Annotated in this window: 24 protein-coding genes; 3 read left to right on the top strand and 21 right to left on the bottom strand. The window is 59.4% G+C overall.

All coding sequences use genetic code 11. The features are described 5' to 3' along the window. Positions 1–80: 80 nt before the first annotated feature. Together E4O97_RS19620 and E4O97_RS19625 are read right to left on the bottom strand one after the other, a co-directional pair. Positions 81–2,228, bottom strand: coding sequence for a 3-hydroxyacyl-CoA dehydrogenase NAD-binding domain-containing protein (locus E4O97_RS19620; RefSeq protein WP_216091971.1), 2,148 nt, complete (start codon positions 2,226–2,228; stop codon positions 81–83). A 16-nt stretch (positions 2,229–2,244) separates the two neighbouring features. Continuing rightward, entirely contained in the window at positions 2,245–3,450 is a 1,206-nt protein-coding gene (locus E4O97_RS19625) for an acetyl-CoA C-acetyltransferase (protein ID WP_032879889.1), read from the bottom strand. 651 nt (positions 3,451–4,101) lie between these two features. On the opposite strand from E4O97_RS19625, the gene E4O97_RS19630 reads away from it, so the two are divergent. After that, a complete protein-coding gene (locus E4O97_RS19630) occupies positions 4,102–4,908 on the top strand; it encodes a cytochrome c (RefSeq protein WP_248162011.1) in 807 nt (268 codons plus the stop codon). 34 nt (positions 4,909–4,942) lie between these two features. Here E4O97_RS19630 and E4O97_RS19635 read toward each other — a convergent pair whose 3' ends face one another. From E4O97_RS19635 to E4O97_RS19700, 14 genes are all read right to left on the bottom strand, one after another. Beyond that, a complete protein-coding gene (locus E4O97_RS19635; RefSeq protein ID WP_005790450.1) occupies positions 4,943–5,743 on the bottom strand; it encodes a transglutaminase family protein in 801 nt (266 codons plus the stop codon). Continuing rightward, complete coding sequence (locus E4O97_RS19640) at positions 5,740–6,687, bottom strand: alpha-E domain-containing protein (RefSeq protein WP_005790452.1); 948 nt, start codon at positions 6,685–6,687, stop codon at positions 5,740–5,742. The genes E4O97_RS19635 and E4O97_RS19640 overlap by 4 nt, the downstream gene beginning before the upstream one ends. Before the next feature lie 4 nt (positions 6,688–6,691). Continuing rightward, a complete protein-coding gene (locus E4O97_RS19645; protein ID WP_005790454.1) occupies positions 6,692–8,101 on the bottom strand; it encodes a circularly permuted type 2 ATP-grasp protein in 1,410 nt (469 codons plus the stop codon). 436 nt (positions 8,102–8,537) lie between these two features. Then, a complete protein-coding gene (locus E4O97_RS19650) occupies positions 8,538–8,879 on the bottom strand; it encodes a ribonuclease E inhibitor RraB (RefSeq protein ID WP_005790456.1) in 342 nt (113 codons plus the stop codon). 212 nt (positions 8,880–9,091) lie between these two features. Beyond that, positions 9,092–9,328: a hypothetical protein gene (locus E4O97_RS19655; RefSeq protein WP_103733851.1), complete on the bottom strand. Its 237-nt coding sequence runs from the start codon at positions 9,326–9,328 to the stop codon at positions 9,092–9,094. A 104-nt stretch (positions 9,329–9,432) separates the two neighbouring features. Next, a complete protein-coding gene (locus E4O97_RS19660; protein ID WP_248131149.1) occupies positions 9,433–10,038 on the bottom strand; it encodes an START domain-containing protein in 606 nt (201 codons plus the stop codon). A 41-nt stretch (positions 10,039–10,079) separates the two neighbouring features. Then, the gene (locus E4O97_RS19665) at positions 10,080–10,334 is read right to left on the bottom strand and encodes a YkgJ family cysteine cluster protein (protein ID WP_005790462.1); all 255 of its coding nucleotides are present in this window, start codon (positions 10,332–10,334) and stop codon (positions 10,080–10,082) included. 161 nt (positions 10,335–10,495) lie between these two features. Beyond that, entirely contained in the window at positions 10,496–10,987 is a 492-nt protein-coding gene (locus E4O97_RS19670; RefSeq protein WP_216091973.1) for a translation initiation factor 2, read from the bottom strand. Between the two features lie 93 nt (positions 10,988–11,080). Then, positions 11,081–12,520 (bottom strand): PLP-dependent aminotransferase family protein, encoded by a 1,440-nt coding sequence (locus E4O97_RS19675; protein ID WP_005790467.1) that lies wholly within the window; start codon positions 12,518–12,520, stop codon positions 11,081–11,083. Between the two features lie 250 nt (positions 12,521–12,770). Then, on the bottom strand, positions 12,771–13,583 hold the full coding sequence (locus tag E4O97_RS19680; protein ID WP_078822082.1) for an OmpA family protein: 813 nt from the start codon (positions 13,581–13,583) through the stop codon (positions 12,771–12,773). Further along, complete coding sequence (locus E4O97_RS19685) at positions 13,580–13,942, bottom strand: DUF4398 domain-containing protein (RefSeq protein WP_005790472.1); 363 nt, start codon at positions 13,940–13,942, stop codon at positions 13,580–13,582. Before E4O97_RS19685 ends, E4O97_RS19680 begins: the two co-directional genes overlap by 4 nt. Positions 13,943–13,951: 9 nt before the next feature. After that, positions 13,952–14,767 carry a transporter substrate-binding domain-containing protein gene (locus E4O97_RS19690; protein ID WP_078822107.1) on the bottom strand — a complete coding sequence of 272 codons (816 nt, stop codon included), beginning with the start codon at positions 14,765–14,767 and terminating at the stop codon, positions 13,952–13,954. A gap of 72 nt (positions 14,768–14,839) precedes the next feature. Beyond that, complete coding sequence (locus E4O97_RS19695) at positions 14,840–15,769, bottom strand: FAD-binding protein (protein ID WP_032879884.1); 930 nt, start codon at positions 15,767–15,769, stop codon at positions 14,840–14,842. A gap of 2 nt (positions 15,770–15,771) precedes the next feature. Then, positions 15,772–16,521, bottom strand: a complete 750-nt coding sequence (locus tag E4O97_RS19700; RefSeq protein ID WP_005790477.1) for an electron transfer flavoprotein subunit beta/FixA family protein — start codon at positions 16,519–16,521, stop codon at positions 15,772–15,774. Between the two features lie 484 nt (positions 16,522–17,005). Here E4O97_RS19700 and E4O97_RS19705 point away from each other — a divergent pair, with 484 nt between their 5' ends. Next, positions 17,006–18,670, top strand: coding sequence for an electron transfer flavoprotein-ubiquinone oxidoreductase (locus E4O97_RS19705; protein ID WP_032879883.1), 1,665 nt, complete (start codon positions 17,006–17,008; stop codon positions 18,668–18,670). A gap of 107 nt (positions 18,671–18,777) precedes the next feature. Here E4O97_RS19705 and E4O97_RS19710 read toward each other — a convergent pair whose 3' ends face one another. Together E4O97_RS19710 and E4O97_RS19715 are read right to left on the bottom strand one after the other, a co-directional pair. Then, positions 18,778–21,165: a hypothetical protein gene (locus E4O97_RS19710; RefSeq protein WP_248162013.1), complete on the bottom strand. Its 2,388-nt coding sequence runs from the start codon at positions 21,163–21,165 to the stop codon at positions 18,778–18,780. A gap of 166 nt (positions 21,166–21,331) precedes the next feature. Further along, on the bottom strand, positions 21,332–22,225 hold the full coding sequence (locus E4O97_RS19715; RefSeq protein ID WP_005790482.1) for an AraC family transcriptional regulator: 894 nt from the start codon (positions 22,223–22,225) through the stop codon (positions 21,332–21,334). Between the two features lie 183 nt (positions 22,226–22,408). Here E4O97_RS19715 and E4O97_RS19720 point away from each other — a divergent pair, with 183 nt between their 5' ends. After that, positions 22,409–23,461 carry an NAD(P)-dependent alcohol dehydrogenase gene (locus tag E4O97_RS19720; RefSeq protein ID WP_228308852.1) on the top strand — a complete coding sequence of 351 codons (1,053 nt, stop codon included), beginning with the start codon at positions 22,409–22,411 and terminating at the stop codon, positions 23,459–23,461. Here E4O97_RS19720 and E4O97_RS19725 read toward each other — a convergent pair whose 3' ends face one another. The 3 genes from E4O97_RS19725 to E4O97_RS19735 form a co-directional block, all read right to left on the bottom strand. Next, complete coding sequence (locus tag E4O97_RS19725) at positions 23,462–24,265, bottom strand: IclR family transcriptional regulator (RefSeq protein ID WP_032879879.1); 804 nt, start codon at positions 24,263–24,265, stop codon at positions 23,462–23,464. Positions 24,266–24,451: 186 nt separating this feature from the next. Continuing rightward, a complete protein-coding gene (gene araH / locus E4O97_RS19730; protein ID WP_005790489.1) occupies positions 24,452–25,417 on the bottom strand; it encodes an L-arabinose ABC transporter permease AraH in 966 nt (321 codons plus the stop codon). Between the two features lie 20 nt (positions 25,418–25,437). Next, on the bottom strand, positions 25,438–26,237 hold an 800-nt coding region (locus E4O97_RS19735), incomplete at its 5' end, for an ATP-binding cassette domain-containing protein (protein WP_248162015.1).

A 26,237-nucleotide genomic window follows, 5' to 3' on the forward strand; every position in this document is an offset into this window, starting at 1 on the left:
ACACGGCGATGGGAATATTGCACACCCCAGAGCCTGCCTTGAAATACACCCTCAAGGCAAGCTCCCCTCCCACATTTTGCTCAGCCGAACACTTCGCCCTGTGCCGCTTTCTCCAGCAACAACGTCGGTGGTGAGAAGCGCTCCCCATACTCTTCGGCCAAATAACGAGCGCGGGCGACAAAATCGTTCAGCCCGTATTGGTTGATAAACTGCAGCGCGCCGCCACTCCACGCGGCGAAGCCGATGCCGAAGATCGAACCGACGTTGGCGTCAGCCGTGGACATCAACACGCCCTCCTCCACGCAGCGCACGGTTTCGATGGCCTGGATAAACAGCAAGCGGTCGCGCACGTCCTGGGGTGAAATTCGATTGCCGGGCCGTTCGAACCGGGCTTTCAACTCTGGCCACAGGTGCTTCTGACCACCGGCGGGGTAATCGTAAAAACCGCCGCCCGCCGCCTTGCCGGTGCGCTTGTATTCATTCACCAGCAAATCAATCACCGCTGTCGCCGGATGATTCGGCAGTGCCTTGCCTTCGGCCTGCAGATCCTTGGCGGTTTGCTGTCGGATATGGCTCATCAGGCTGAGGGACACTTCATCGGACACCGCCAGCGGCCCCACCGGCATCCCGGCCTTGCGCGCTTCGGTCTCGATCATCGGCGCGGCCACGCCTTCGCCGAGCATGGCAATGCCTTCGTTGGTGAAGGTGCCAAAGACCCGCGAGGTGAAGAAGCCACGGCTGTCGTTGACCACAATCGGGGTTTTCTTGATTTGCAGGACGAAATCGAAACCGCGGGCCAGGGTCTCATCGCTGGTGTGGGTGCCTTTGATGATTTCCACCAGGGGCATCTTGTCCACGGGGCTGAAGAAGTGCAGGCCGATAAACCTGGATGGGTCCGGCACCGCCGTGGCCAGGCCGCTGATGGGCAAAGTGGAAGTGTTGGAGGCGATCACCGCATCGGCACCGACCACGCTTTGTGCGGCGGCCGAGACCCTGGCCTTGAGTTCGCGGTCTTCGAACACCGCCTCGATGATCAGGTCACAGCCGGCCAGGTCAGCATCATCCTGCGTAGGGTGAATGCGCGCCAAGGTGGCTTCGCGCTGTTCGGCGGTCAATTGCCCACGGCTGACTTTCTTGTCCAGCAAGGCAGCGCTATGGGCTTTGCCTTTTTCGGCGGCGGCGAGATTGATGTCTTTGAGCACCACCTCGACCCCCGCACAGGCACTGACATAGGCGATGCCCGCACCCATCATCCCGGCGCCGAGCACACCGACCTTACGGGTGACGTGAGGGGCAAAACCCTGTGGGCGTGAGCTGCCGGCATTGATTTCATTAAGCTGAAACCAGAAGGTGCCGATCATGTTTTTCGCCACCTGCCCGGTCACCAGTTCGGTGAAGTAGCGGGTTTCGATCAGGTGTGCGGTGTCGAAATCCACTTGGGCACCTTCAACGGCGGCGCAGAGGATTTTCTCCGGTGCCGGGAAACAGCCATTGGTTTTGCTGCGCAACATCGACGGGGCAATGGCGAGCATCTGCGCGACTTTGGGGTTGGACGGCGTGCCGCCAGGGATCTGATACCCCTTGTTGTCCCAGGGTTGCCTGGCCTCGGGATTGGCGAGAATCCAGGCGCGGGACTTGGCCAGCAGCTCATCGCGATCAGCCGCCAATTGATCAATCAAGCCTGCTTGCAGTGCCTGGGCGGGCCGGACTTTTTTGCCTTCGAGCAAATACGGCAGGGCTTTTTCCAGACCCAGCATCCGCACCATGCGCACCACCCCGCCGCCGCCCGGCAACAGGCCAAGGGTGACTTCGGGCAGGCCCAACTGCACGGACTTGTCGTCCAGAGCGACCCGATGATGGCAGGCCAGGCAAATTTCCCAGCCACCGCCCAAGGCCGCGCCATTGATCGCGGCCACCACCGGCTTGCCGAGGGTTTCCAGGCGGCGTAACTGCGCTTTCAGCACCCGTACGCTGTCATGGAAATCCTTGGCTTGGGCCTTGTCGACCTTGATCAGTTCATTGAGGTCGCCACCGGCAAAAAAGGTCTTCTTGGCCGAGGTGATCACCACCCCGGCAATCTGGTCCTTTTCTGCTTCCAGGCGCGTGACGGTGGCCTCCATTGCTTCGCGGTAGACGGCGTTCATGGTGTTGGCGCTCTGGCCGGGCATGTCCAGGGTCAGTACCACGATCTGGTCCTGGCCTTTTTCGTAACGAATGGCATCGGTCATGACAAATTCCTTGAGCTCAGAGGCGCTCGATGATGGTGGCGATTCCCATGCCACCGCCGACACACAGGGTGGCCAGGCCGTAGCGTTGCTGGCGCACCTCCAGCTCGTCGAGCAGGGTGCCGAGGATGGCGCAACCGGTGGCGCCCAATGGGTGACCCATGGCGATGGAACCGCCGTTGACGTTGACCCGTGCGGCGTCGATGCCCATGTCTTTGATGAACTTGAGCACCACCGAGGCAAACGCTTCGTTGACTTCGAACAGGTCGATGTCTTCTACCCGCAGGCCAGCCTTGGCCAGCGCCTTGCGGGTGGCCGGTGCGGGGCCGGTGAGCATGATGGTCGGGTCGGTGCTGGTGACTGCCGTGGCGACAATGCGCGCCCGCGGTTGCAGGCCCAACTCGCGCCCCTTGGCCTCGGAGCCGATCAACATCAATGCCGCGCCATCAACGATGCCGGAGCTGTTGCCCGGTGTGTGCACATGGTCAATGCGTTCCACATGGCTGTAGACCCGCAGCGCGGTGGCGTCAAAGCCCATCTGGCCCATCATTTCGAAGCTGGGCTTGAGCTTGCCCAAGCCTTCGAGGGTGGAGTCGCCGCGGATAAATTCGTCATGATCCAGCAGCACGATGCCGTTCTGATCCTGCACCGCGATCAACGACTTGTTGAAGGAACCGTCCGCCCGCGCCCTGGCGGCCTTCTGTTGTGACTGCAGGGCAAAGCTGTCCACATCCTGGCGAGTGAACCCTTCCAGCGTGGCAATCAGGTCAGCGCCAATACCTTGAGGGGTGAAGTGGCTGTGCATATTGGTTTGCGGGTCGAGCACCCAGGCGCCGCCATCGCTGCCCATGGGCACGCGGGACATGGATTCGACGCCACCCACCACGACCAGATCTTCGAAGCCGGAACGCACTTTCATTGCCCCCAGGTTGACTGCTTCCAGCCCCGAGGCGCAGAAGCGATTGACCTGGACGCCGGCGACGCTGATGTCCCAGTCCGCCACCAGGGCGGCGGTCTTGGCGATATCGGCGCCCTGGTCGCCCACCGGCGTGACGCAGCCCAGGACGATGTCATCCACTTGGCGGGTGTCGAGGTCGCTGCGTTGTGCCAGCGCCGTGAGCAAGCCGGCCACCAGGTTTACCGGTTTGACGCTGTGCAAGGCACCATCGGCCTTGCCTTTGCCCCGGGGCGTGCGTATCGCATCAAAGATCAAAGCTTGGGTCATGACATCCTCGAACCGCTGTGGGTGTATGCCCCCTACCTTAGGCCCGATTGACACGGTTTCAATGACGGATGCGCTCATTGCTTTTGACCCCCTCGCTCGGACGAACGGTAGGTAGCTACGGGAATTACCTGATTAATCGTTTTAGCTGTCTAGCCCTAGGGCTCGCGCCAAGATGGCAATAAGCCTCATGCCGTTTTTAGCGCAAATGCTGATTAGCTGATATGAAATGGATCTAAGCGAAGAAGATCGGGCGCTCTAAGGTTGAACCTGTAGGACACTGCTGCCGGGTTTTGCTGGAGCAGTTGTAAGAAAAGTGCAATGTCATCTCGCGATACTGAAATAAACCGGCACGCATTTGACGCTCAGGAATAACAACAAATAGGCAGTCAGCCATGTTCAAACATTCGAAAGTACGTCAGGCGGGACTTATTCTGTTCGCCACCACACTGATTCTGATCTTGCCCAATTTAACCAAGGTTATCGGGTGACGACCCAGCACCCGGTCTTCGTGCTCACACAGCACCGGACCAGCAGCGTTTGGCAGCACCTGCCGGGATACTGCGCTTAGCGCTACCGTTGCGGGCGCTGTCTTTTTACCTGTGCGTTTCGGGTATCTTGTGCGCTATCGCCATTTATCGTCGGGCCTGTGCCTTGAAACTGATCCTCGCTTTTTTTACTGCTTTGCTGAGCCTACCCGCTGCGGCTGCGCAATTGACCATTGAGCTGGACCACGCCAGCAAGACCTGGCAGACCGCGCAGTTGCTCAAGCACCCCGAGGCGCAGGACGTACAAATCGTCGACGACGTGTCTTACAAGCGCGACATGACCTATCGCGCGGTGCCCCTGGCGGTACTCCTGCCGGGCCTGAAGCCTGCGAACCACCTGCAAGCCGTTGCCCTTGATGGCTTTGCCGCCGAACTCACCGCCGCGCCCTTGTTGGAAAAAACCGGTGCACGCGCCTGGCTGGCCGTGGAAGACCCGGCCCATCCGTGGCCGGCGCTGGCGCAAGGAAAACCCAGCGCCGGGCCGTTCTACCTGGTGTGGACCAACCCCCAAGCCGGGCATATCAGCCCGGAACAATGGCCCTTCCAGATTTCCACGATCAAGCAATTGCAGACGGTCGCCGAGCGCTTTCCAGCGTTGCTGCCCGACCCGAAGCTGGCGGCGGATGACCCGGTGAACCAAGGCTTTGCGTTATTCCAGAAGAACTGCATGGTTTGCCATCGCCTCAATGGTGCCGGCGATGCGCAAATGGGGCCGGACCTGAATATTCCCTATAACCCGACCGAGTATTTCGGTGGCGATTTCCTCAAGCGCTACATCCGCGACCCACAAAGCCTGAGGCACTGGCCACAGGCCAAGATGCCGGCGTTTGCCGCCAGCGTGTTGCCAGACCACGAGCTGGATTTGCTGGTGGGGTATTTGCAGCATATGGCGGGGCGTAAACAGCAACCTTAAGCCTCCCACATCTGGCCTGCTGTGCTCAGGAAGTTTATTGCTGCTGCACGGAAACCAAGGTCGGGGCTACAAATACCTTGGCATGCATCTGCTCATGCCCGCCGCCACGACGCATACCGCGTACCGGGCAGGCGTCGAGGTAGTCCAGGCCCACGGCGAGCTTCAAATGCCGCTCCGGACGGGCCAGTTGGTTGGTCACGTCAAAGCTGTACCAGGCGCCATCCAGCCAGGCTTCGGCCCAGGCATGGCTGGCCAGGTGCGCGCTGTCTTCGGTGTACAAATACCCCGACACATACCGCGCAGCAATCCCCAGGCTGCGCGCGCAGGCCAGGAACGCATGGGTGTGGTCCTGGCACACGCCCGCCGCGCCCGCGAAGGCTTGGGCGGCGCAGGTATCGACGGCAGTCGCACCTGGCGTGTAGATCATCGCCTGGTTGAGGGCCTGCATCAGGTCGATCAACGCGGTGCGGTCGCGACGCTGATGGCAGTGTTGTTCGGCAAACCGGCGCAAGGCTTCGTCGGGCTCGGTGAGGCGCGTGCTGCGCAGGAACGGAAAGGGCGACTGGCTTTCGTGCTCAGCCTCGCGCAACTCATCAATTTCTACCTGGCCGCGGGCGCCGATGATGATGGCGTCGTGGGGTTCATCCAGGGTCAGCACATGCAGGATGTTGCCGAACGGGTCCACTTGCGCCCGCACCGGGCGCGGCAGGTCAAGTTGCCAGCTCAGCACGTGCTGGCGCTCACTGTCGTGGGGTGTAAGGCGCAGGTATTGAATGCTGGCACGTACCTGGTCTTCGTAGTGGTAGGTGGTTTCGTGGCTGATGGAGAGTCTCATGCCGCCTCCAGGTAAGAACTGTAGATGGCGTCGCCCAACTGGCGGACCAAGGGGATAAAGTCGGTCAGCCAGGCGTGCAGGCCTTCCTCAAGGATTTCGTCGATGGCGGTGAAGCGCAGGCGCGCATCCATCTCGGCGGCCAGGCGCTGGGCCGGGCGGCCGTTGAGACCGGGCAGGCTGGCGAGGATCTGGTCGATCTCTTCACTGCACGCCCGCAGTGAACGCGGGACATCAGCACGTAACAGCAGCAGCTCGGCAACCTGCCGGGCACCTGGGGCATCACGATAAATTTCGGTGTACGCCTCGAATGACGACAGCGCACGCAGCAATGCGCTCCACTGGTAATACGCGTGAGCGGTGCCATCGCTGACCGCCGCCTGGTCGCCGGCCATTTCATAGCGGGCATCCAGCAGGCGCAGGGTGTTATCGGCGCGCTCGATAAAGGTACCCAGGCGGATAAAGCGGAAGGCATCGTTACGCATGATGGTGCCGTAGGTGGCGCCGCGGAACAGGTGGGAACGCTCCTTGACCCACTCACAAAACCGGCTCATACCGTAGTGGCTCAGCCCTTGCTGGGCGATGTCACGAATGTCCAGCCAGGTGGCGTTGATGTTTTCCCACATGTCGGCGGTAATACGCCCACGCACCGCATGGGCGCTGGCCCGCGCGGCGCCAAGGCAACTGTAGATGCTGGCCGGGTTGGCCGCATCCAGCGCGAAAAAATGCAGCAGCCGTTCGGCATGAAGTTCGCCATGACGCTCGTGATAATCCTCCAGCGTGCCAGTGATCAACAACGGCATGGCCAGTTCGTGCAGGCCATCGCCGCGCCCATCCTGGGGCATCAGCGACAGCGAATAGCTGACATCCAGCATACGCGCGAGGTTTTCGGCGCGTTCCAGATAGCGAGACATCCAGTACAAATCCGAGGCAGTTCTACTCAGCATGGCATCAGTCCTCGACCACCCAGGTGTCCTTGGTGCCGCCGCCCTGGGACGAGTTGACCACCAGCGAACCTTCGCGCAGCGCCACGCGGGTCAGGCCGCCAGGCACCACCCGGGTTTCCTTGCCGGACAACACGAACGGGCGCAGGTCTATGTGGCGTGGGGCGATGCCGTTTTCGACAAAGGTCGGGCAGGTGGATAAGCACAGGGTCGGCTGCGCGATATAGGCGTGTGGCTTGGCCTTGATACGCGCACGGAACGCTTCGATTTCGGCCGTCGTGGACGCCGGGCCAACCAACATGCCGTAGCCACCGGAGCCCTGGGTTTCCTTGACCACCAAGTCGGGCAGATTAGCCAGTACGTGGGACAGTTCGTCAGGCTTGCGGCATTGAAAAGTCGGAACGTTCTGCAGGATCGGTTCTTCATCCAGATAGAAACGGATCATTTCTGTCACGAACGGATACACCGATTTATCGTCCGCGACCCCGGTGCCGATGGCATTGGCCAGCACCACATTGCCACAGCGATAGGCCGCAAGCAGGCCAGGGACACCGAGCATCGAGTCGGGGTTGAATGCCAAGGGGTCGAGGAAAGCATCGTCGAGGCGGCGGTAGATCACATCGACAGCCTTGGGGCCGTCGGTGGTGCGCATGAACACGCGATCATCACGCACAAACAAATCCGCGCCCTCCACCAGTTCCACACCCATTTCCCGGGCCAGGAAGGCATGCTCAAAGAACGCACTGTTGAAGCGCCCCGGGGTCAGCACCACCACGCTGGGGTTATCCAGAGGGCTGGCGCTTTTGAGGGTATCGAGCAGCAGGTTGGGGTAATGGTCGATGGGCGCGATGCGCTGGGCGGCGAACAACTCGGGGAACAGACGCATCATCATCTTGCGGTCTTCGAGCATGTAGCTGACACCGCTGGGCGTGCGCAGGTTGTCTTCCAGCACGTAGTAGGTGCCATCGCCATCACGTACGAGGTCTACCCCAGAGATGTGGGAATACAGATCGCGGTGCAGATCCAGCCCCTGCATTGCCAACTGGTATTGCTCGTTGGCCAGCACCTGTTCGGCGGGCACGATACCGGCCTTGATGATGCGCTGTTCGTGATACAGGTCGGCGAGGAACATGTTCAACGCCTTGACCCGCTGGATACATCCACGTTCGACGATCCGCCATTCACTGGCGGGAATACTGCGCGGGATGGTGTCGAAGGGGATCAGGCGTTCGGTGCCCTGCTCGTCTCCGTAGAGGGTGAAGGTGATGCCGGCGCGGTGGAACAGCAAATCGGCTTCGCGCCGACGCTGGGCCAGCAGTTCGGCAGGGGTATCGGCGAGCCAGCGGGCGAACTCGCGGTAATGGGCGCGCACCTGCCCTGCCCCATCGTACATTTCATCGTAATAAGTGCGGATCATGCCGTACTCCTTGTCACTGGGACGCAAGAACCTTCGCAAGGCCCGTGCCATCGACATAAACACTTGGTTATCAATGAGTTGAATAAACCAAGCGGCTTCGCCGCACCGTCCTGGTGCGCAGAACGCCCGCTGTGATGTGGGGTGCTTCATTGCAACGCGCGCTTTAACTATCAACAGCATAGTCAGAGTTGATTTCACGGCTCGGCGGACACCGCACATAATCGCTTCCATCAGCTGATCAGGAGATGTCCTACAGCCAACGCTTTTGCGCAATCGGTAATGTGTTACCTGTTGTACTGATTTACTCCTCAAGGTTCCCTTTCCGCCACCCTATCCGGGTGGTTTTTTTTGCGCGCAAGACTGCGATGTGCAGCCCTGCAAACAAAAACGGCCGACCCAAAGGTCAGCCGATACGCTGCGCTGCTCATAACACTTGCTACATGGGTAACCCACGCACCTCCTGCTTGACGCCCCATCCTTCGATGATGCCGCCGAGCGGTTCGACCACCGCTTCAAAGTCTTGCTCAAAGTCTCCTATACCGTCGTAGGTGGCGAACATGACCTTGCTCAGCTCCAGGTACCAGGCGCCGTCATCGCGCGCACTGACCTGGGCATTCAGGGACTCTCCACGAAATCGACCCGCAGCCCTGCGCGCCCGTTCCTCATCCGGGAAAATGGCGTAGAACTCGATGGGGTGAAAACGCGAAAAATCAAAACCGCCTTCTTTCATGCGGCGCAGAACGTTGGTGCTGATGTCTTCTTGATAGGCTGTGCTCATGAAAAGTGCTCCTCAAATGATGGATAGACTTTCCGTGCTTCCCGAAGCTCGCGCCCTGCTGGCGCGAGTACTACGGCAGGAACAACACCGCTGGAAAACAAGCATGTAGCTGACAAGACCAGACCTTAGCGATTCATTCGCTGATCTCGATTGCAGAGTAGCGCGAAGCTATCACCTCCACCAGAGGTGCTTGAAAGGCAGACAGGGAATATTCAGACGGAGGGAGAAATATCGAGAATCTGAATACTGTTCTGGTCTTTAAGAATCTTTACCGTTGGCTCGGGCTTACGGCCCTCGAGATCATTGAGGTCGAGCTCGGCAGCCACTGGCACCAGCTTGTTGCGAATCATATGCGCCGCATCTTCGAGGCTGGGCTTTTGTTCGCAGGTGAACTGCTCCACGGACTTCACACCGTGATCATCAACGAAGGTAATCTGCCACTTTTGCATCGGTGCCTCCTCGATAAAACCCATTGGTGGGCTAACATTTATCTGGACCTTGAGGGCTCGCCAAACGTTCCACTCAAGCCCGGAGGCACCTGATCAAACAGCGCTTATTTTTCAGCGTGTTCCTTCAAGGCTTTCAAGGTGTTGAACGGCGCGTCCACCACGAACTTGTTGGCCAACCACGACGGCACGCTGCCGCCTGGCTCGGTGTGTACCTGGTAGGTCACTTCAGTTTCATTGGCACCTTTGGGCACCAGTTTCCAGAAGCCATCAACCTGGGCCACTCGCACGTAGCCTTTTTCTTCAGGCTTGTAAGTCGGCACGCCTACCAGCTTGCGCGTAATGCTGCCGTCAGCGGCTTTGGTGGTGGTGACGTGGATATACGAATCACGATCCGTCACAGGGAACGGCGCCTTGAACTGGGTGTAGGTCCATGCCTCGTCGCCTTTCTTGTCGACGAGTTTCTGGGATTTGCATTCATGGATCCACACGCAGGCCCCCGCGACGTCTTCCTGCAAAGCCTGGATTTTGGCGACGGGGGCCTTGATTACCGTCACACCGCGATAGGCTTTGTACTTGGAGCCGGCCATTTCGCTCAGCGAAATCTTGATGCCGTCTTCGTCCTTGGCAACTTGCCAATCCTCAGCCTGGGCAGTGGCCGCGAACATCATCGTAAAACCGCACACCACAGCCATTCGTTTCAGCGAACCCATCGTTGTATTCCTTGTTGTTGAAGTTCCGATAGTAAAGCCCATCAAGCCGCCGTCATTTGCTCCCACCAGCCGATCAAGCGAATCGCATCGGCCTGGTCGTTACCGCAGACCTCGATATCCGCCTTGAAATCACTGCACACCGCCGGACGTTCCGGTTGACCGAACAGCTGGCACAATTGTTCCACCGACAGGTGCAGACAACGCACGCCTGCAGGTTTGCCCTGGGGCATTCCCGGCAGCGGTGAACTGATGGAGGGGGCGATGCAGCATGCGCCACAGCCTTCACGGCATTTCATGACCAGCAGGTCCTCGACGACTCAATAGGATGGCCGGGCTAGAGTACGCCCTTAAACAGCCGTTTTAAAATGGTCCAACAGGGGTTTTTCGCACAAAGCAAAGATGACCGACCAGTCTACGACAGATGGTCGGCAACCCGGGTCACCTGTGACTGAACAGTTTATTGCTTGAATTCGAAATCCAGCGCGGCGCCTTCTACATCGCGACGCTCATCGTTACGCAGTTGCAGCTTCATCTCATTGCTGAGCAAGCGGCCGTTGATCTGGAACGCGCTGTTATCGGTAGGCTTTTCGCCAAACATCGGCGGCAGCAAGGGCACGCTCTTGGGTTTGGGCATGGTGCCGATCGGTTGCAAGTGCCTGACCATGTCCGAAGGCAGGGACAGGTCCAACTGTGCCGGTGGCAGTTTGGTCTGGGCCACTTCATGGGCCGACTTGGACTTGCTCGCCACAGGTGCGCGCTTTTTGGTCTTCACCGCTTTTTTCACGGTGGCTGGGGCTTTTTTTGCGGGCGTTGGCTGCTTGACCGACGTTTTTTGCTCGGCACTCGCGGCGGGTTTAACGTCAGCCACCGGCGTTGCAGCCAGCACAGTGCAGACGTTGCACAGGCTTAACAGGCCAATCACCAAAGTTACGCGGAAAATAGACGTCATATCGCCAACAGCATTAACGGCAGAAGGCCATATGCTCGCTTGTTGTGCGTGGCATGACAAGGGCGCAGATCAATGTTGTCCCCTCTGCCCCCCTCAAAAGCCTGCTGCAGTTTCCTGGCACAGCTGGCTGGCAAGCATGCCCAGGGTCATCAATGCACGCTCTGCCTCGCGGTTCCACGGGGTGCCACAATTGAGACGGATACAGTGGTTGAACTGTTCGGTATTACTGAAGATCAGCCCTGGTGCAATGCTGATGCCCTGTTGCAGGGCACGCACGTGCAGCTCCTGGGTATTGACCCGCCCCGGCAAACTGACCCACAGGATAAAGCCGCCGGTCGGACGGGTCATCTGGGTGCCTTCGGGGAAATATTGCTGTACCGCCAGCTGGAAGGCGCTGAGGTTCTTGCGGTATTCCTGGCGAATGTAACGCAGGTGACGGTCGTAGCCGCCATTTTCCAGGTACGCCGCCACGCCCATCTGCGTGACGCTGCAGGCGGAGTGAGTGCTGAACATTTGCAGGCGCTGAATCTCCTGCTGGTACTTGCCGGCGATCATCCAGCCGATGCGCACGCCCGGGGACAAGGTCTTGGAAAAACTCGAACAATAGATGACCCGGTCAAGACGGTCATAGGCTTTCAGGGCCTTGGTGCGGCCCAGTTCGAACATCAGCTCGCCATAGATATCATCCTCGACGATCTGGATATCGAAATCCGACGCCAGGCGCAGCAATTGCTTCTGCCGCTCCTCCGGCATGGTGCCGCCCAAGGGGTTGCTCAGGCGCGTGGTCAGCACCAACGCTTTGATCGACCATTGGTTGGCCGCCAATTGCAGGGCTTCCAGGCTCATGCCTGTGGCGGGGTCGCTGGGGATCTCGATGACTTTGAGGCCGAGCAAATCGGCCAGTTGCAGCAAGCCGTAGTAAGTCGGTGATTCGGCGGCGATCAAGTCGCCGGGCCGGGTCAGCACGCGCAAGGACATCTGCAACGCATCGACGCAGCCGTGGGTGATCACCACTTCGGACGGATCCACGACTACGCCGGCATCGCGCATTCTGATCGCCACCTGGCGACGCAACGGTTCAAAGCCGGGGCTGAACATGTAGCTGAAGGCCCGTGGGCTCTGGAACCGCGTGACCTTGGCCAACTGCTGGTGCAGCGCCCGTACCGGCAGGTAGTCCACACTCGGCACCGCAGCGCCCAGGGGGAATACGCCTTCACGGCGTGACTCGACCAACACCTGCTGGATGATGCTGCTGCGGGTGACCAGCCCCGGGCGCTCGACCCGGGCGATGTCTGGCGTCGGCGCCGTGAGTGCCGGGGTCTGGTGCACGTAATAACCCGATTGCGGCCGCGCCCGAATCAACCCCTGGTCTTCCAGGTTGGCGTAGGCCTGCAACACCGTGGCATGGCTCACATTGAGCTGGGAGCTCATCTTGCGCACAGAGGGCACGCGCTCTCCCGGTTGGTAGACACCGCGCCGGATGTCCTCAGCCAGTTGCTGGGCAATACGTTGGTAAAGCAACAGATTGGTCATGACGCAGCACTCGATTTCACGGCTATTTTATTTTTGTGTGAAACATACCAGCACAGTTTAGAAGTGTACGGGGACAGTTAACACAATAATCGAGCGCGAACCGTAGTGACAGCAAAAACTGTGAAGGGAGTACGCGTGACAAAATGTGGGAGGGGGCTTGCTCCCGATGACGGTGTATCAGTCGAAGATGTTGCAACTGAACTACCGCTATCGGGAGCAAGCCCCCTCCCACATGCAATTGCGTCAGACTTTAGCGAGCGGCACCCAGTTGGCCCTTCTCGTCAGAGAACACGATTTCCACCCGGCGGTTCTGCGCGCGGCCACGCTCGGAGGCATTGGCTTCCACCGGGTATTGATCACCGTAACCCTGGACTTCGATACGCTTGTCGTCGACACCCAGGTCCATCAACAGGTCTGCCACCGATTGGGCGCGGTCACGAGACAGTTTGTGGTTCTCCTGCTCGCCCCCGGTGTTGTCGGTATAGCCCTCGATACGCACCCGACGCTTGGGGTTCAGTTGCAGAAACTGCACGATCTTGAGCACGGTGCGGCTGGCCGAGTTTTGCAGTTCGGCTTCGCCGGTATCGAACAACACATCCCCCAGGGTCATCACCAGGCCTCGGTCGGTCTGGGTGGTGAGGCTGGCGATCTGCGCTTCAACCCACTTGCCCTGCTGCTGCACACTGGCCAGCTTGTTTTCGCGCAGGGCCAGTTGCAGGCGCTGACGCTCCAACTCGAGCTGGGTGCCGCGCTCGGCATTGAGGCCCTGCTCGGTGTGTTCGCGGGCGATGGCACTGTAGCGCTGGCTCAGGTAGGCGTAATGCACCACGTCGGAGCCGCTCCCCCAGTAGCTGGACAGGCGATCGGCACGGGCCAGGGACTCGCCGGCGCGGATCACATCCTTGGGCGCAAAGCGCAGCACATTGGAGTCTTCCTTGACCTTCTGGAAGTCATCGCTCGCCTGCTGCAATGCCTGCTCGCTGCTGGGCTGGCTGGCGCATCCGCCCAGTGCCGCACTGCCCAAGAGCAACGCACAGCTCAAACCACGGATCATCGGGCTCATTGCGCGTCTCCCAATTGCAGTTGCTTGCGCAGGCGAGTGATACGGGTATTAAGCACGTTCAATTGTTCCTGGCTCTTGGCGGTCAGCACTTTTGCCTCGGCCAGGCGCGCATCCAGCTCGGCCTGCTCGGCCCGCATACGCGCGCGCTTGTAGGATTGGTCGGCCATGTTGGACTTGGCCCTGGCGAATTTTTCTTCGGCCAGTTTCAGTTCGGGCGATTCATCGGCGTTGACCCCGACCGCGTTGGCTTGCTCCAGGGCTTGCTGGGTCAGGCGCATTTGTTCATTCGGCGCAGGATCGGTTGCACATCCCGCCAGAGCGACAACGGCGAGGGCCGCGAAAAGAGGTCGAAAAATCACTGTAAATCCCTACTTTGTTGGGGTGCCGACGGGTTGTTGCAATTGCGCTTTCCAGCGCTCCAGATTGCGCTGCAGCGCGGCTTGCGCGACACCGGACGCGGGCAATTCTGTCATCTTTTTGGTCAGCTGTCCGCGCAGCCAAGGATCATTGCACGCCGAGTTATGGGAAATCGCCAGGTACAACCCGGGCTGATCGACAGGCACCTCATGGGCAACCAAGTCGTTACTCATGCCCAAGGTCTGGGCCATGGCCATGCCGGAATAGCGTCCCGCCAGCACGTAGTCCACCTCCCCCAGTAACAGTTTCTGGAACGCCGGCGTGAGATTCGGCAGGCGTTGCAGGCTGAGCTGTTGGCCGGCGAAGGTTTCGAATTCAGCGCTCAAACGGGCGCGCTCCGATACCGCACCCTTGTGGCCGTGCAGGTCAGCCGCCGTGGTATAGGCCAGCGGCGACTCCCTGCGCGTCCAGACCAGGTAGTCGGTCTGCATCAACGCCGGATGGATGTAGTCGAAGTTGTCCAGCTCACCGAGATTCAGTGGAGCATCAGCGAGAATATCCATGCGCCCGCTGCGCGCCTCATCCAAGGCCAGGGAGCGTTTGCCGCCGTAGAGCAGGTCGATTTTCAACCCAAGGTCCTTGCCCACTTGTTGCAACACGTCGGCGGTAGCGCCGATAAGGTGCGTGGGGTCCTGGGGGTCGCGCCACAGCAAGGGCGGTGCGTCCGGGCTGCCGGTGATCACCAGGCGTTCGCATTTGCCGGCGGCGAATGACAGGCTCGGCAGCAGCGTGAGGCCCAGCAGTAAAGTCCAGGGGCGCAACTCCATGGCAAGGTTCTCCTGATAAGTAAAAAAAAACCCGGTCATAAGACCGGGCTCTTTATAAGTGAAGCTGCTGGATTAGACCAGCTTCGAAAGCTCTGGTACGGCTTCGAACAAGTCCGCCACCAGGCCGTAATCGGCCACCTGGAAGATCGGTGCTTCTTCGTCCTTATTGATCGCAACGATCACCTTGGAGTCTTTCATACCGGCCAAGTGCTGGATCGCACCGGAAATACCGACGGCAATGTACAGCTGTGGCGCAACGATCTTGCCGGTCTGGCCGACCTGCATGTCGTTGGGTACAAAGCCTGCGTCCACGGCTGCGCGGGAAGCGCCGACCGCAGCGCCCAGCTTGTCGGCCAGGGCGTACAGGTGTTTGAAGTTGTCACCATTCTGCATGCCACGCCCGCCGGAAACGACGATCTTGGCGGCGGTCAGTTCAGGACGGTCCGACTTGGCCAGCTCTTCGCCAACAAAGCTGGAAGTACCCGCGTCGTGGGCAGCGGAGACGGCTTCAACGGCGGCTGAACCACCTTCGGCGGCAACCGGGTCGAAACCGGTGGCGCGTACGGTGATGACCTTGACCGAGGCGTTGGACTGCACGGTAGCGATGGCGTTACCGGCATAGATCGGGCGCTTGAAGGTGTCAGCACTTTCTACCGAAATGATCTCGGAGATCTGGTCAACGTCCAGCTGCGCGGCAACGCGTGGCAGGATGTTTTTGCCGTTGGAAGTAGCGGCAGCCAGGATGTGGCTGTAGCTTTTGCCCAGCTCTGCAACCAGAGGAGCCACGTTTTCCGGCAACTGATGTGCGTAAGCGGCATTGTCAGCGTTCAGGACTTTGCTCACGCCTGCAATTTTTGCAGCCGCTTCAGCCACGGCGCCAGCGCCTTGGCCTGCAACCAGTACGTGGATGTCACCACCGATTTTAGCGGCGGCAGCCACGGTGTTCAGGGTGGCCGGGGCCAGCACCTTGTTGTCGTGTTCAGCGATTACGAGGATAGCCATGATCAGATCACCTTCGCTTCGTTTTTCAGTTTCTCGACCAGTTCAGCCACCGACTTGACCTTGATGCCCGCGCTGCGTGCAGCCGGCGCTTCAACTTTGATGGTCTTGTTGGTGGAGGCGGTGGAAACGCCCAAAGCATCCGGAGTCACCGATTCAAGCGGCTTCTTCTTGGCTTTCATGATGTTTGGCAGGGACGCATAGCGCGGCTCGTTCAAACGCAGGTCGGTGGTGACGATGGCCGGCAGTTTCAGGGAAACCGTCTGGGCGCCGCCGTCGATTTCACGGGTGACAGCAACACTGTCGCCACTCACTTCGACTTTCGAAGCAAAGGTACCCTGGCCGTAACCGGTCAGTGCAGCCAGCATCTGGCCAGTCTGGTTGTTGTCGCTGTCGATGGCTTGTTTGCCCAGGATCACCAGCTGAGGCTGTTCCTTGTCGACAACGGCCTTGAGCAGTTTGGCAACGGCCAGGGAAGTCAGTTCTTCAGCGGACTCCACCAGAATGGCGCGGTCGGCGCCCAGGGCCAGAGCGGTACGCAGCTGCTCTTGGGCAGTGGTCGGACCGATGGACACCACGACGATTTCAGTCGCAACGCCTTTCTCTTTCAGGCGTACGGCTTCTTCCACAGCGATTTCGCAGAAAGGGTTCATCGACATCTTGACGTTAGCAAGGTCGACGCCGGAATTGTCCGCCTTGACGCGAACTTTCACGTTGTAATCGACAACGCGTTTGACAGCTACAAGAACCTTCATGGATTCCTCGTTACTCTCCGGTGAAAAGAAAGTCGCCTAGGCGAACCTGGCGGTTGATGCTCATCGGCACACAAGGGCACCTCCAAAGACCTCGGCAGTGGCCTTGCACACGGGAAAATGATGACCGTTCGTCAGCGGTGACTGAGAGGTCATTCTTTATCGCGGCGTGTAAACTGCACACCAGCTTACCTTTGGACGTGCTCTTGAAACCTGCAGTCTGCCTACGGGAAGCGCGAAACCGACCGTATCTTGACCGGAACGCCTATTCTGGTCAATACGGCAAAATGGTCAGTCATAAGCCCCGTTGCTTTGATTTACCTAGGCTGCGGGCAATTCAAACAAACGTTTGTATTGGACGCTGCCAGTGGTCTATATATAATGCGCCACCTAGAGAGACAGGTGGGTCGTGCCGTTGTGCATGACGCTACCGAACCTCCACCCATTAGAAAAAAAAGCCTGTTGAGCCTTGAGTAGGAGATAGCCTGTGGAACGCGAATACATGGAATTCGACGTGGTCATCGTCGGCGCCGGCCCGGCTGGCCTGTCTGCCGCCTGCCGACTGAAGCAGAAGGCCGCCGAAGCCGGTAAGGAAATCAGCGTCTGCGTGGTCGAGAAAGGCTCCGAAGTCGGCGCCCACATCCTCTCCGGTGCCGTGTTTGAACCCCGCGCCCTGAACGAACTGTTCCCGGACTGGAAAGCGCTCGGCGCCCCGCTCAACACCCCGGTGGTGCGCGATGACATCTATGTACTGCGCAGCGGCGATACTTCCACCAAGGTTCCCGACTTCTTTGTGCCCAAGACCATGCACAACGAAGGCAACTACATCATTTCCCTGGGCAACCTGTGCCGCTGGCTGGCCCAGCAGGCCGAAAACCTGGGCGTGGAAATCTACCCAGGCTTCGCCGCCCAGGAAGCCCTGTTCGATGAAAACGGCGTGGTGCGCGGGATCATCACTGGCGACCTCGGCGTCGACCGCGAAGGCAAGCCCAAAGACGGCCTGTACACCCCAGGTATGGAGCTGCGTGGCAAATACACTCTGTTCGCCGAGGGTTGCCGTGGACACATCGGCAAGCAACTGATCCAGCGCTTCAACCTGGACAGCGACGCCGACGCCCAGCACTACGGCATCGGCCTCAAGGAAATCTGGGAAATCGATCCAGCCAAGCACCAGCCAGGCCTGGTGGTGCACACCGCCGGTTGGCCGCTGGACATCATGGGTAACGAGAACACCGGTGGCTCGTTCCTCTATCACCTGGAAAACAATCAAGTCGTGGTCGGTCTGATCGTCGACCTGTCCTACAGCAATACCTTCCTTTCGCCCTTCGATGAATTCCAGCGCCTCAAGCACCACCCGGTGCTGGCCCAATACCTGGAAGGCGGCAAGCGGGTCAGCTACGGCGCCCGCGCGATCTGCAAAGGCGGGTTGAACTCGTTGCCAAAGATGGTCTTCAAGGGCGGTGCACTGATCGGTTGCGACCTCGGCACCCTGAACTTCGCCAAGATCAAGGGCAGCCACACCGCCATGAAGTCCGGCATGCTCGCCGCCGACGCCGTGGCCGACCGCCTGTTTGCCGAATCCGAAGGGGGTGATGAACTGACCGCGTATGTCGACAGCTTCAAAGCCAGCTGGCTGTACGAAGAACTGTTCGCCAGCCGCAATTTCGGCCCGGCCGTGCACAAGTTCGGCGCGATCATCGGCGGCGGTTTCAACTGGCTCGACCAGAACATTTTCGGCGGCAAGATTCCTTTCACCCTGCACGACACCAAGCCGGACTACGCCTGCCTGAAGCTGGCCAAAGACAGCCAGAAGATCGCCTACCCCAAACCCGACGGCAAGCTGAGCTTCGACAAACTGAGCTCGGTGTTCATCTCCGGTACCAACCATGAAGAAGAACAGCCGTGCCACCTGAAGCTCAAAGACCCGAGCATCCCGATCGGCACCAACCTGCCGCTCTACGATGAACCGGCGCAGCGCTACTGCCCGGCCGGCGTGTATGAGGTGGTGACCAAGGAGGACGGCGAGAAGCGCTTCCAGATCAACGCCCAGAACTGCGTGCACTGCAAGACCTGTGACATCAAGGACCCTTCGCAGAACATTACCTGGGTAACGCCGGAAGGTGCGGGCGGGCCGACTTACCCGAATATGTAAGGCCGCTTGACCAGTGGTTCTACGATCAGGCTGCACCGGCTGAATCAATGGCTTCTTCGATTCAGCCGGTGGACGTGCTGTCAGCGGGGCTAAAATTGCTGATCGGCTCAACTGACGGCATTGGTTTTCAACGACTCCAACAATTCGACCATTTCTTCAAAAGATTGGTTATCCGATTGAATCTGTTCCCTCAGCTCCCAAATACTGTAGCGGTCATCGGACTGTGCCAGGTTAACCCCTGCCGTCTTCGCCGAACCAAAATCCACCGGATAACACTTGCGAGTATTGGCGTCGTAAAGAATATTCCTTGCGGCCAAATCATTGTGAGCAATGCCGGCGTTTTCCAATTCGACCAGCATATTCAACACGCTGGCTGATAAGCCCTCTGGCAAGGCTTTATCCCCGACCATCAGTTGCTCAAGCGATTCTCCCGGCACTTTGGGCATACGCATATAGGAAACGGTGTCAGCAGCATTGCTGCCAAGGAACGTCGCACGCTGTTCTCCATAATATCGGTTAAATAACGCCACCTCATTTTTCATATCGGCAATGCGCTTGGCAGCCGGTAAAGGGAACGTTACTTTGATCACATAGTCAGCATCGTCCGGGTCGGCATACACCATCGCACGGGAGCCAAACCCGACGGGGTCTTTCAATCGTCCCTCAAGTTCATCCAGCCCACCGCCCGTGACTCCTCTTCGACGCCAAACACCCTGAGCATCGGGCTTGGCAACAATGGCGCTACTGGCCAACTGGTCGGGGTCATGTGGATCGACTACACGCAAAATGTAATGCGTGCCGTCCCCGGCATCAGGGGCATTGGCGACGTAATAGGGTCTGCCACCTAACTCGATTTCCCGCATACCTGGAAAAGAAGCGCCAGCATTGGGCGCTCTCATCAATTGCAGGTCGTTTGTCTGTGAGTCAAGTTCCCAGCGGTAGTGTTGGGCGGCAGTGCTATTGGTTAACGAGGGTTCTCCCAACTCTACATTTGCCTTCGCCATGGCAATTTCATGGGCCAGTTGCAGACCTGAGATCACCGCTGCGGCACCGCCGGCTACTCGATCATTTTGCGTCATGCCATCAACGGCGTCATGAACCCCGAAGACAATGTTGCCGGTGTTACCGATGATGGGCAGGTAACCGAAGGTATTGCCCCAAAATTCTTTCGCGGCTTTCCAGTTCTGCTGCGACGCACCAAAGACCTCAGTCTGGTCGGCCCACCTTGCGTCTTTTGCGTTAACAGCCTGAAAGTGAGAGGCAATGCCGCTCTTCAGATCGCCAAACTTCAGGTAATAATCGCTGTCTCTCGATTGGGTGTAATTGAATGTCTCCCGAACGGGTACGGCCCTATCCGCAAGCAGATTTTTTCTGCCTGGGAAGGTGGCGCTATTACCGTGAATAAGCGCCCCCAGAACATAGTCTGCCCTTGGCCAATGCGCGTCTTTGCCGCCTTGCCGGTCACGGGCGTTGAAACTGTTCTGCACATGAGCACGATTTCTTTCAGCCCATTTGGCAAAGTCATCATCCCCGTGCAATTCACTGACAGTGCCGCGTCTCAAATCGACCATTAAGCCTTTATCAGGTCGATGGTCATAATCACCGTGATAATGGACATAAGGAACAAAGGCATAACCGGTCAGAGAGTAACCGTATATATTTGGAACAACGACGTTTCCATTGTCCTCAAGTGTACGAATGATGGCTTTCTGGCCCGCCGGCGTAAGCTGACTGAACGTAGCCTTGTCGTCATGCAGACCTTGCAATGTCCCCTTGAGCACATAGGCGTCCGCTTTCCCCGAGCGCTCTGCTAGCTTGCCCTCAGGGTCGCGCATCGGCTTGGCTATTTCTTGCTCCCAATGACGTTGAAGTACGCTGCCCAGGGCCTCAAGGTCGTTGATCACTTCCTTGGCCTGCGCATTGATATGCATGCCTTGGGCGTTCAACTGGCCCCCCGGCGCCACTTTATCGTGCTTCAACGCACCGGCTGCAATTTGCCATGCCAAGTAGGTGCGTTCATCCTGATTAGTCAGATGCGAGACACCATTGAGTTCCTTGACGTAAGACTGGAACGTCACCGTGATTTTTTGATGTGGGTCGTACCCCGCCGCCAGCAATCCACCGCTGAAATAACCTGCAGGCTCCAAGAACGGACGCAGGTGCTGGAATCTGATATTGCGTTGGCCTTCGTCGCCAGTTTCCATAGTCCGTATCTGCGCAACAACGCGACCAGCATAGGCATTGATTCGCCGTTCACGCTCGCCAAACGTATACCTCGCGGTAGGCGGTGTTACATCGAGCGAGCCGTAAATTACACCTTTGGAAAAATCAAGTTCGTGACTCGGGTCAGGGGCGACTGTCGTGTTGTTGACAACACTCACTTTCATGCCTGCCGAACCGTTAACCTCACCTGCGGTTACAGGGTTTGCAGGCAGTGCAGAAACGGATTGCTGAGTGCTGATAAGCATCGTATGAGTGAGGGGCTGAACTTTCACGCGCACTACCTCCTTGGTCCCAGTCGCTAATTCGCCTGGTGCAATCGTGAGTGCATTACGAGCCAGAGCAGTTCCGTTGCCACCGCGCTTAAACAGTTATCAGGTATTGCCCCCCTATTCGATCTTCATGCAAGCAAGGCTTATCTGGCAGGCGTACCCGGCAGACTCAGGCGGCTCGCTCTTCACCAGGGTTACGCAAAAAGTAACGCTTATATTCGCGACTGAACTGCGACGTACTCTGGTACCCCACGCTGTGCGCCGCCTGCGCCACGCTCATGCCCTCCACCAGCAGCAACTGTTGGGCCTTCAATAGTCGCAGGCGCTTGAGGTACTGCACCGGCGACAACAAGGTGCAACGCTTGAAATGTTCATGAAAGGTCGACGCACTCATGTGCGCATACCCGGCCAGCGTCTCGATATTCAGCGGTTCGGCATAATGGGCATGCAGGTGATTCAATGAGGTGGCGATGCGCGAAAACTGCCCCTGTTGTTCCACCAATGCACGCAGCACATCCGCCTGCGGCCCGCGCAAGGCGGTGAACAACAATTCGCGCACCCGCGCCGGGCCCATGATCCGGCTTTCCAGCGGATCGTGCAGGCACTGCAACAGCCGTTCGACGCATCCACGCATGACGTCATCGAGCACCACCGAACTCATCGACTCCAACGTCTGCGCCGTAGGCGGCGGCCCGGCCTGCATACCCATCGCAATCACCAACTCGCCCAACACCACCCGGTCGATGCCCACCGTCACGCCATACAGCGGCGCATCGGGCGCCATGGCAAAAGTCTCGCACTCGAACGGCACCGGCATCGCCTGGATCAGATAGTGCCCGGCGCCATACTCCAGGGTACGCGGGCCCAGGTACGCGACTTTGCTGCCTTGGGCCACGAACATCAGGCTCGGCTCGTAGATCTGTGGCCCGCGCGCCACATCGCAACTGGCGCGCAATACCTTTACACCGGGCAGATGAGTCGGGGAAAAACCGTCGCGGGATGCAAGGCCCTCAATCAAGGCGACCAGGGTGGCATTGGCATCGAGATGGCGGGTCAGCAACATGGCAAAAAACTTCGCGAATTAGGGATGAGAGCATCATCGCAGGTCTGGCGACCAATACATCCAAACTTGAGGCAGTGTCGGACGAATAGGCATGAGACTCGGAGCAATCGCCATGGCCGCCGGTGCGCTCGGTACGCAGAATGGCTCGCCTCACTTGTCATTGCTTTTTTGCGAGGTTTCTTCATGTACACCGCCATCGGTTATGCCGCCCAGTCGGCCACCACTCCCCTCGCCCCTATGTCGTTTGAACGCCGCAGCCCGCGTGTCGATGACGTGGCCATCGAGATCCTCTACTGCGGCGTGTGCCACTCCGATATCCACCAGGCTCGCAACGAGTGGGGCATTGCCGTGTACCCGCTGATGCCGGGCCATGAAATTGTCGGTAAGGTCACCGCCGTCGGCGGCAACGTCACCGCGCATAAAGTCGGTGATCTGGTTGGCGTGGGCTGCATGGTGGATTCGTGCCGCCACTGCGAAGCCTGCCAGTCAGACCTTGAGCAATACTGCCTCGAAGGCCCGACCATGACCTACGCCACCCCGGACCGCGTGGATGGCAGCAACACCATGGGCGGCTACTCCGACAGCATCGTAGTCAGCGAACACTTCGTGGTGAAGATCCCGGCCAAGCTCGACCTGGCCAGCGCTGCGCCGATCCTGTGCGCAGGCATCACCACCTACTCGCCGCTCAAGCACTACGGCGTGAAAGCCGGCGACAAAGTCGGCATTCTCGGCATGGGCGGCCTGGGCCATATGGGCATCAAGTTCGCCAAGGCCATGGGCGCCGAGGTGACGCTGTTCACCCGCTCGGCGAGCAAGGCTGAGGAAGGCCGCCGTCAGGGCGCCGACCATGTGATCGTGTCCACCGATGCCGAGCAGATGAAGGCCGCTGCCGGGCACTTCGACTTCCTGCTCGATACCATCCCGGTACAGCACGACCTGAACCCCTACCTCGATGTACTGCGCTTTGACGGCGTGCATATCCTGGTCGGCCTGATCGAGCCGGTAGACCCGCCCGTCAACGCCGCGAAACTGGTGCTGGGCCGTAAAGTGCTGGCCGGTTCGCTGATCGGCGGCATTGCCGAAACCCAGGAAGTCCTGGATTTCTGCGCCGAGCACAACATCACCTGCGACATCGAAATGCTCGACATCCGCCAGATCAACGAGGCTTACACCCGCATGATCGCCGGTGACGTGAAGTACCGCTTCGTTATCGACATGGCGAGCCTCAAAGCCTGATCAGGCTTTGGCGCCCAACTCCGCTGACAGCCGGGCTGCGACCTGTTTGATCACAGGGATCAGCTCGGCCATTTTCTCCAGCGGCATGTAGGGCACGGTACTGGCGATGCTGATGCCGGCGACAATTCGCCCGCCGGCATCGCGCACCGGTGCGGCCACACAGCGAATCGACGGTTCGTTGTCTTCCAGGTCGAACGCATACCCGCCCGCTACATACTCGCCCATGCGCTGTTCGAACTGCGCCCAGGATTGCTCCGGGTGCTGCGGCCATTGCAGGCTTTTGCCCGTCGCCGGCAAGCTGGCGTGGTACAGGCGCTGCCACTCCTGCGGCGAATCATCCAGCAACAACGCCTTGCCGATACCGGTGCGCGCCAGCGGCATACGGTGGCCGACCCGCGAGCGCATTTCCGGGCCATTGCGGCCAGGGTTCTTGTGCAGGTAAAGCACATCGTCGTATTCACGGATCGCCAGGTGGATGGTGTCGCCGGTGAGCGCCGACAACTCGTCCAGATAGGGTACCGCCAGGCTTACCAACGGTAGCTCTTCGCGGGCCTGGAAGCCCAGCTCTATCAACTTTGGCCCCAGCAGGTAACCAACCTGCGGCACCACGCGCAGGTAACGCTCCTCGACCAGGCAACTGGCCAGGCGGTGGGTAGTGCTACGGGTAGTGCCGATACGCCGGGCAATCTCTTTCAGATCCCGCGCACCAGCCGCCACCGCGTGCACCACGCCCAGGCCACGCAACAGGGTTTGGGTACCGGTGGGGGCGGCGTCTTTGACGGGGGTGTGGGCGTTTTCCTGCATATCGGGCCTATGTGGTAGTACGAAAACGAGCGGCATTATGGCAAATACCGCCCTCCTGAACACAGGAGATCCAAGGTGGGAGCTGGCTTGCCTGCGATGGCGGTGGGTCAGTTAAAGATAGGCTGGCTGACAGCCCGCTATCGCAGGCAAGCCAGCTCCCACAGTTTAATCTTCACAGGGCGAACATTAGCGTTGCTTCATGCGGTCGATGATGACCGCCAGCAGCAGGATCGAACCCCGGATCACATACTGGTAAAACGTGTCGATGTTCTTCAGGTTCATCGCGTTCTCGATGATCGCCAGGATCAGCACCCCGGCAATTACATGGCGGATCATGCCGATGCCGCCGCTCAGCGATACGCCGCCCAGCACGCACGCAGAGATCACTGTCAGCTCGAAACCCTGGCCGATCATCGGCTGGCCCGAGGTCATGCGCGACGCGAGAATCACCCCGGCCAATGCGCCGATCAAACCGTGCACGGCAAAGATGATGATCTTGGTGCGATCGACATTCACCCCGGCCAGCAGCGCGGCTTCCTGGTTACCACCAATGGCCATGGTGTTGCGCCCATAGGTGGTGTAATTGAGCAGCCAACCGAAGAACACGAAACACAGCACAGTGATGATGATTGGCACCGGTACGCCCATCAGTTGGCCATTGCCGAATACGAAGAAATCTTCATTCATCACCCCCACTGCCTTGCCGTTGGAGAAGATGTACGCCAGGCCGCGCACGATCTGCATGGTCGCCAAGGTGGCAATCAACGCATTGATGCGCAGCTTGGCAATCACGATGCCGTTGATCAGCCCCACCACCAGCCCCATGGCCAGTGCCGCCGACACGCCGAGTACTACGCTGTCGGTGTCACGGATCACGATGCCCGCCACCACCCCGGCACAAGCGATCACCGACCCCACTGACAAGTCGAAGTGCCCCGACGCCAGGCAGAACAGCATGGTGCACGCGGCGATGCCCACCGTGGATATCGCCAGCCCCAGGCCGCGCATGTTCAGTGGCGAAAGGAAGTTGTCGATAAATACCGCGCTGAGTACAAAGATGCTCAACGCTGCCAGCAGCATCACCCAGTCGTCGAGAAACTTGCGCTGATTGAACCCCGGCCAGAAACCCTTTGCAGTTTTAACTTCAGACATAGCCAACCCCTCTCATTTCTTCAAGCCCGCGAACGCGGGAGCGCCAGTTGCAACAGGCGCGCTTCATCCGCTTGGGCGCGGGGCAGTTCACCGCTCAGGGCGCCTTCGCTCACCACCAGGATGCGGTCAGAAATACCCATCACCTCCATCAGGTCGCTGGACACCACGATCACCGCAATGCCGCTGGCCGCCAGGTTATGGATGATCTGGTAAATCTCCGACTTGGCGCCGATGTCGATACCGCGGGTGGGCTCGTCCAGCAGCAGGACCTTCATCGGCATCGACAGCCAGCGGCCAAGAATGGCTTTCTGCTGGTTGCCGCCGGAGAGGTACAGGATCTTCTGCGCCGCGTTCGGGGTTTTGACCCGCATCGCCTGGATCTGCCGGTCGGCGTTAGCTTTCTCCCAGCCGTCGCGCAACAGCCAGCCAAAGGTGGAGTGCGCATCCCGGGCACTGATGTTGATGTTTTCAGCGACGCTGCCCAGCGGGATGATGCCTTCCTTTTTGCGATCCTCCGGGCACAGCAAGATACCGGCGGCGATGGCGTCGCGGGGTGAGCGCAATTGCAGGGCTTGCCCGCACAGCTGCAGGCTGCCGGCGCTGGCGCGCTCCAGGCCACTGAGCAGGCGAAACAGCTCGGTGCGCCCTGCCCCCACCAGCCCGAACAGCCCAAGGACCTCGCCCTTGCGCACCTCAAAGCTGATCGGCTCGCGCAGGCCCGGGCCAAGCAGGCCGTCTACCTTGAGCGCCACTTCGCCGTGCTCGCGCGGGCGGTAGTCGTAGATGTCCTGGATATCGCGACCGACCATGCAGGTCACCA

Source organism: Pseudomonas sp. W15Feb34, from assembly GCF_023127765.1.
Taxonomy (GTDB): Bacteria; Pseudomonadota; Gammaproteobacteria; order Pseudomonadales; family Pseudomonadaceae; genus Aquipseudomonas; species Aquipseudomonas synxantha_A.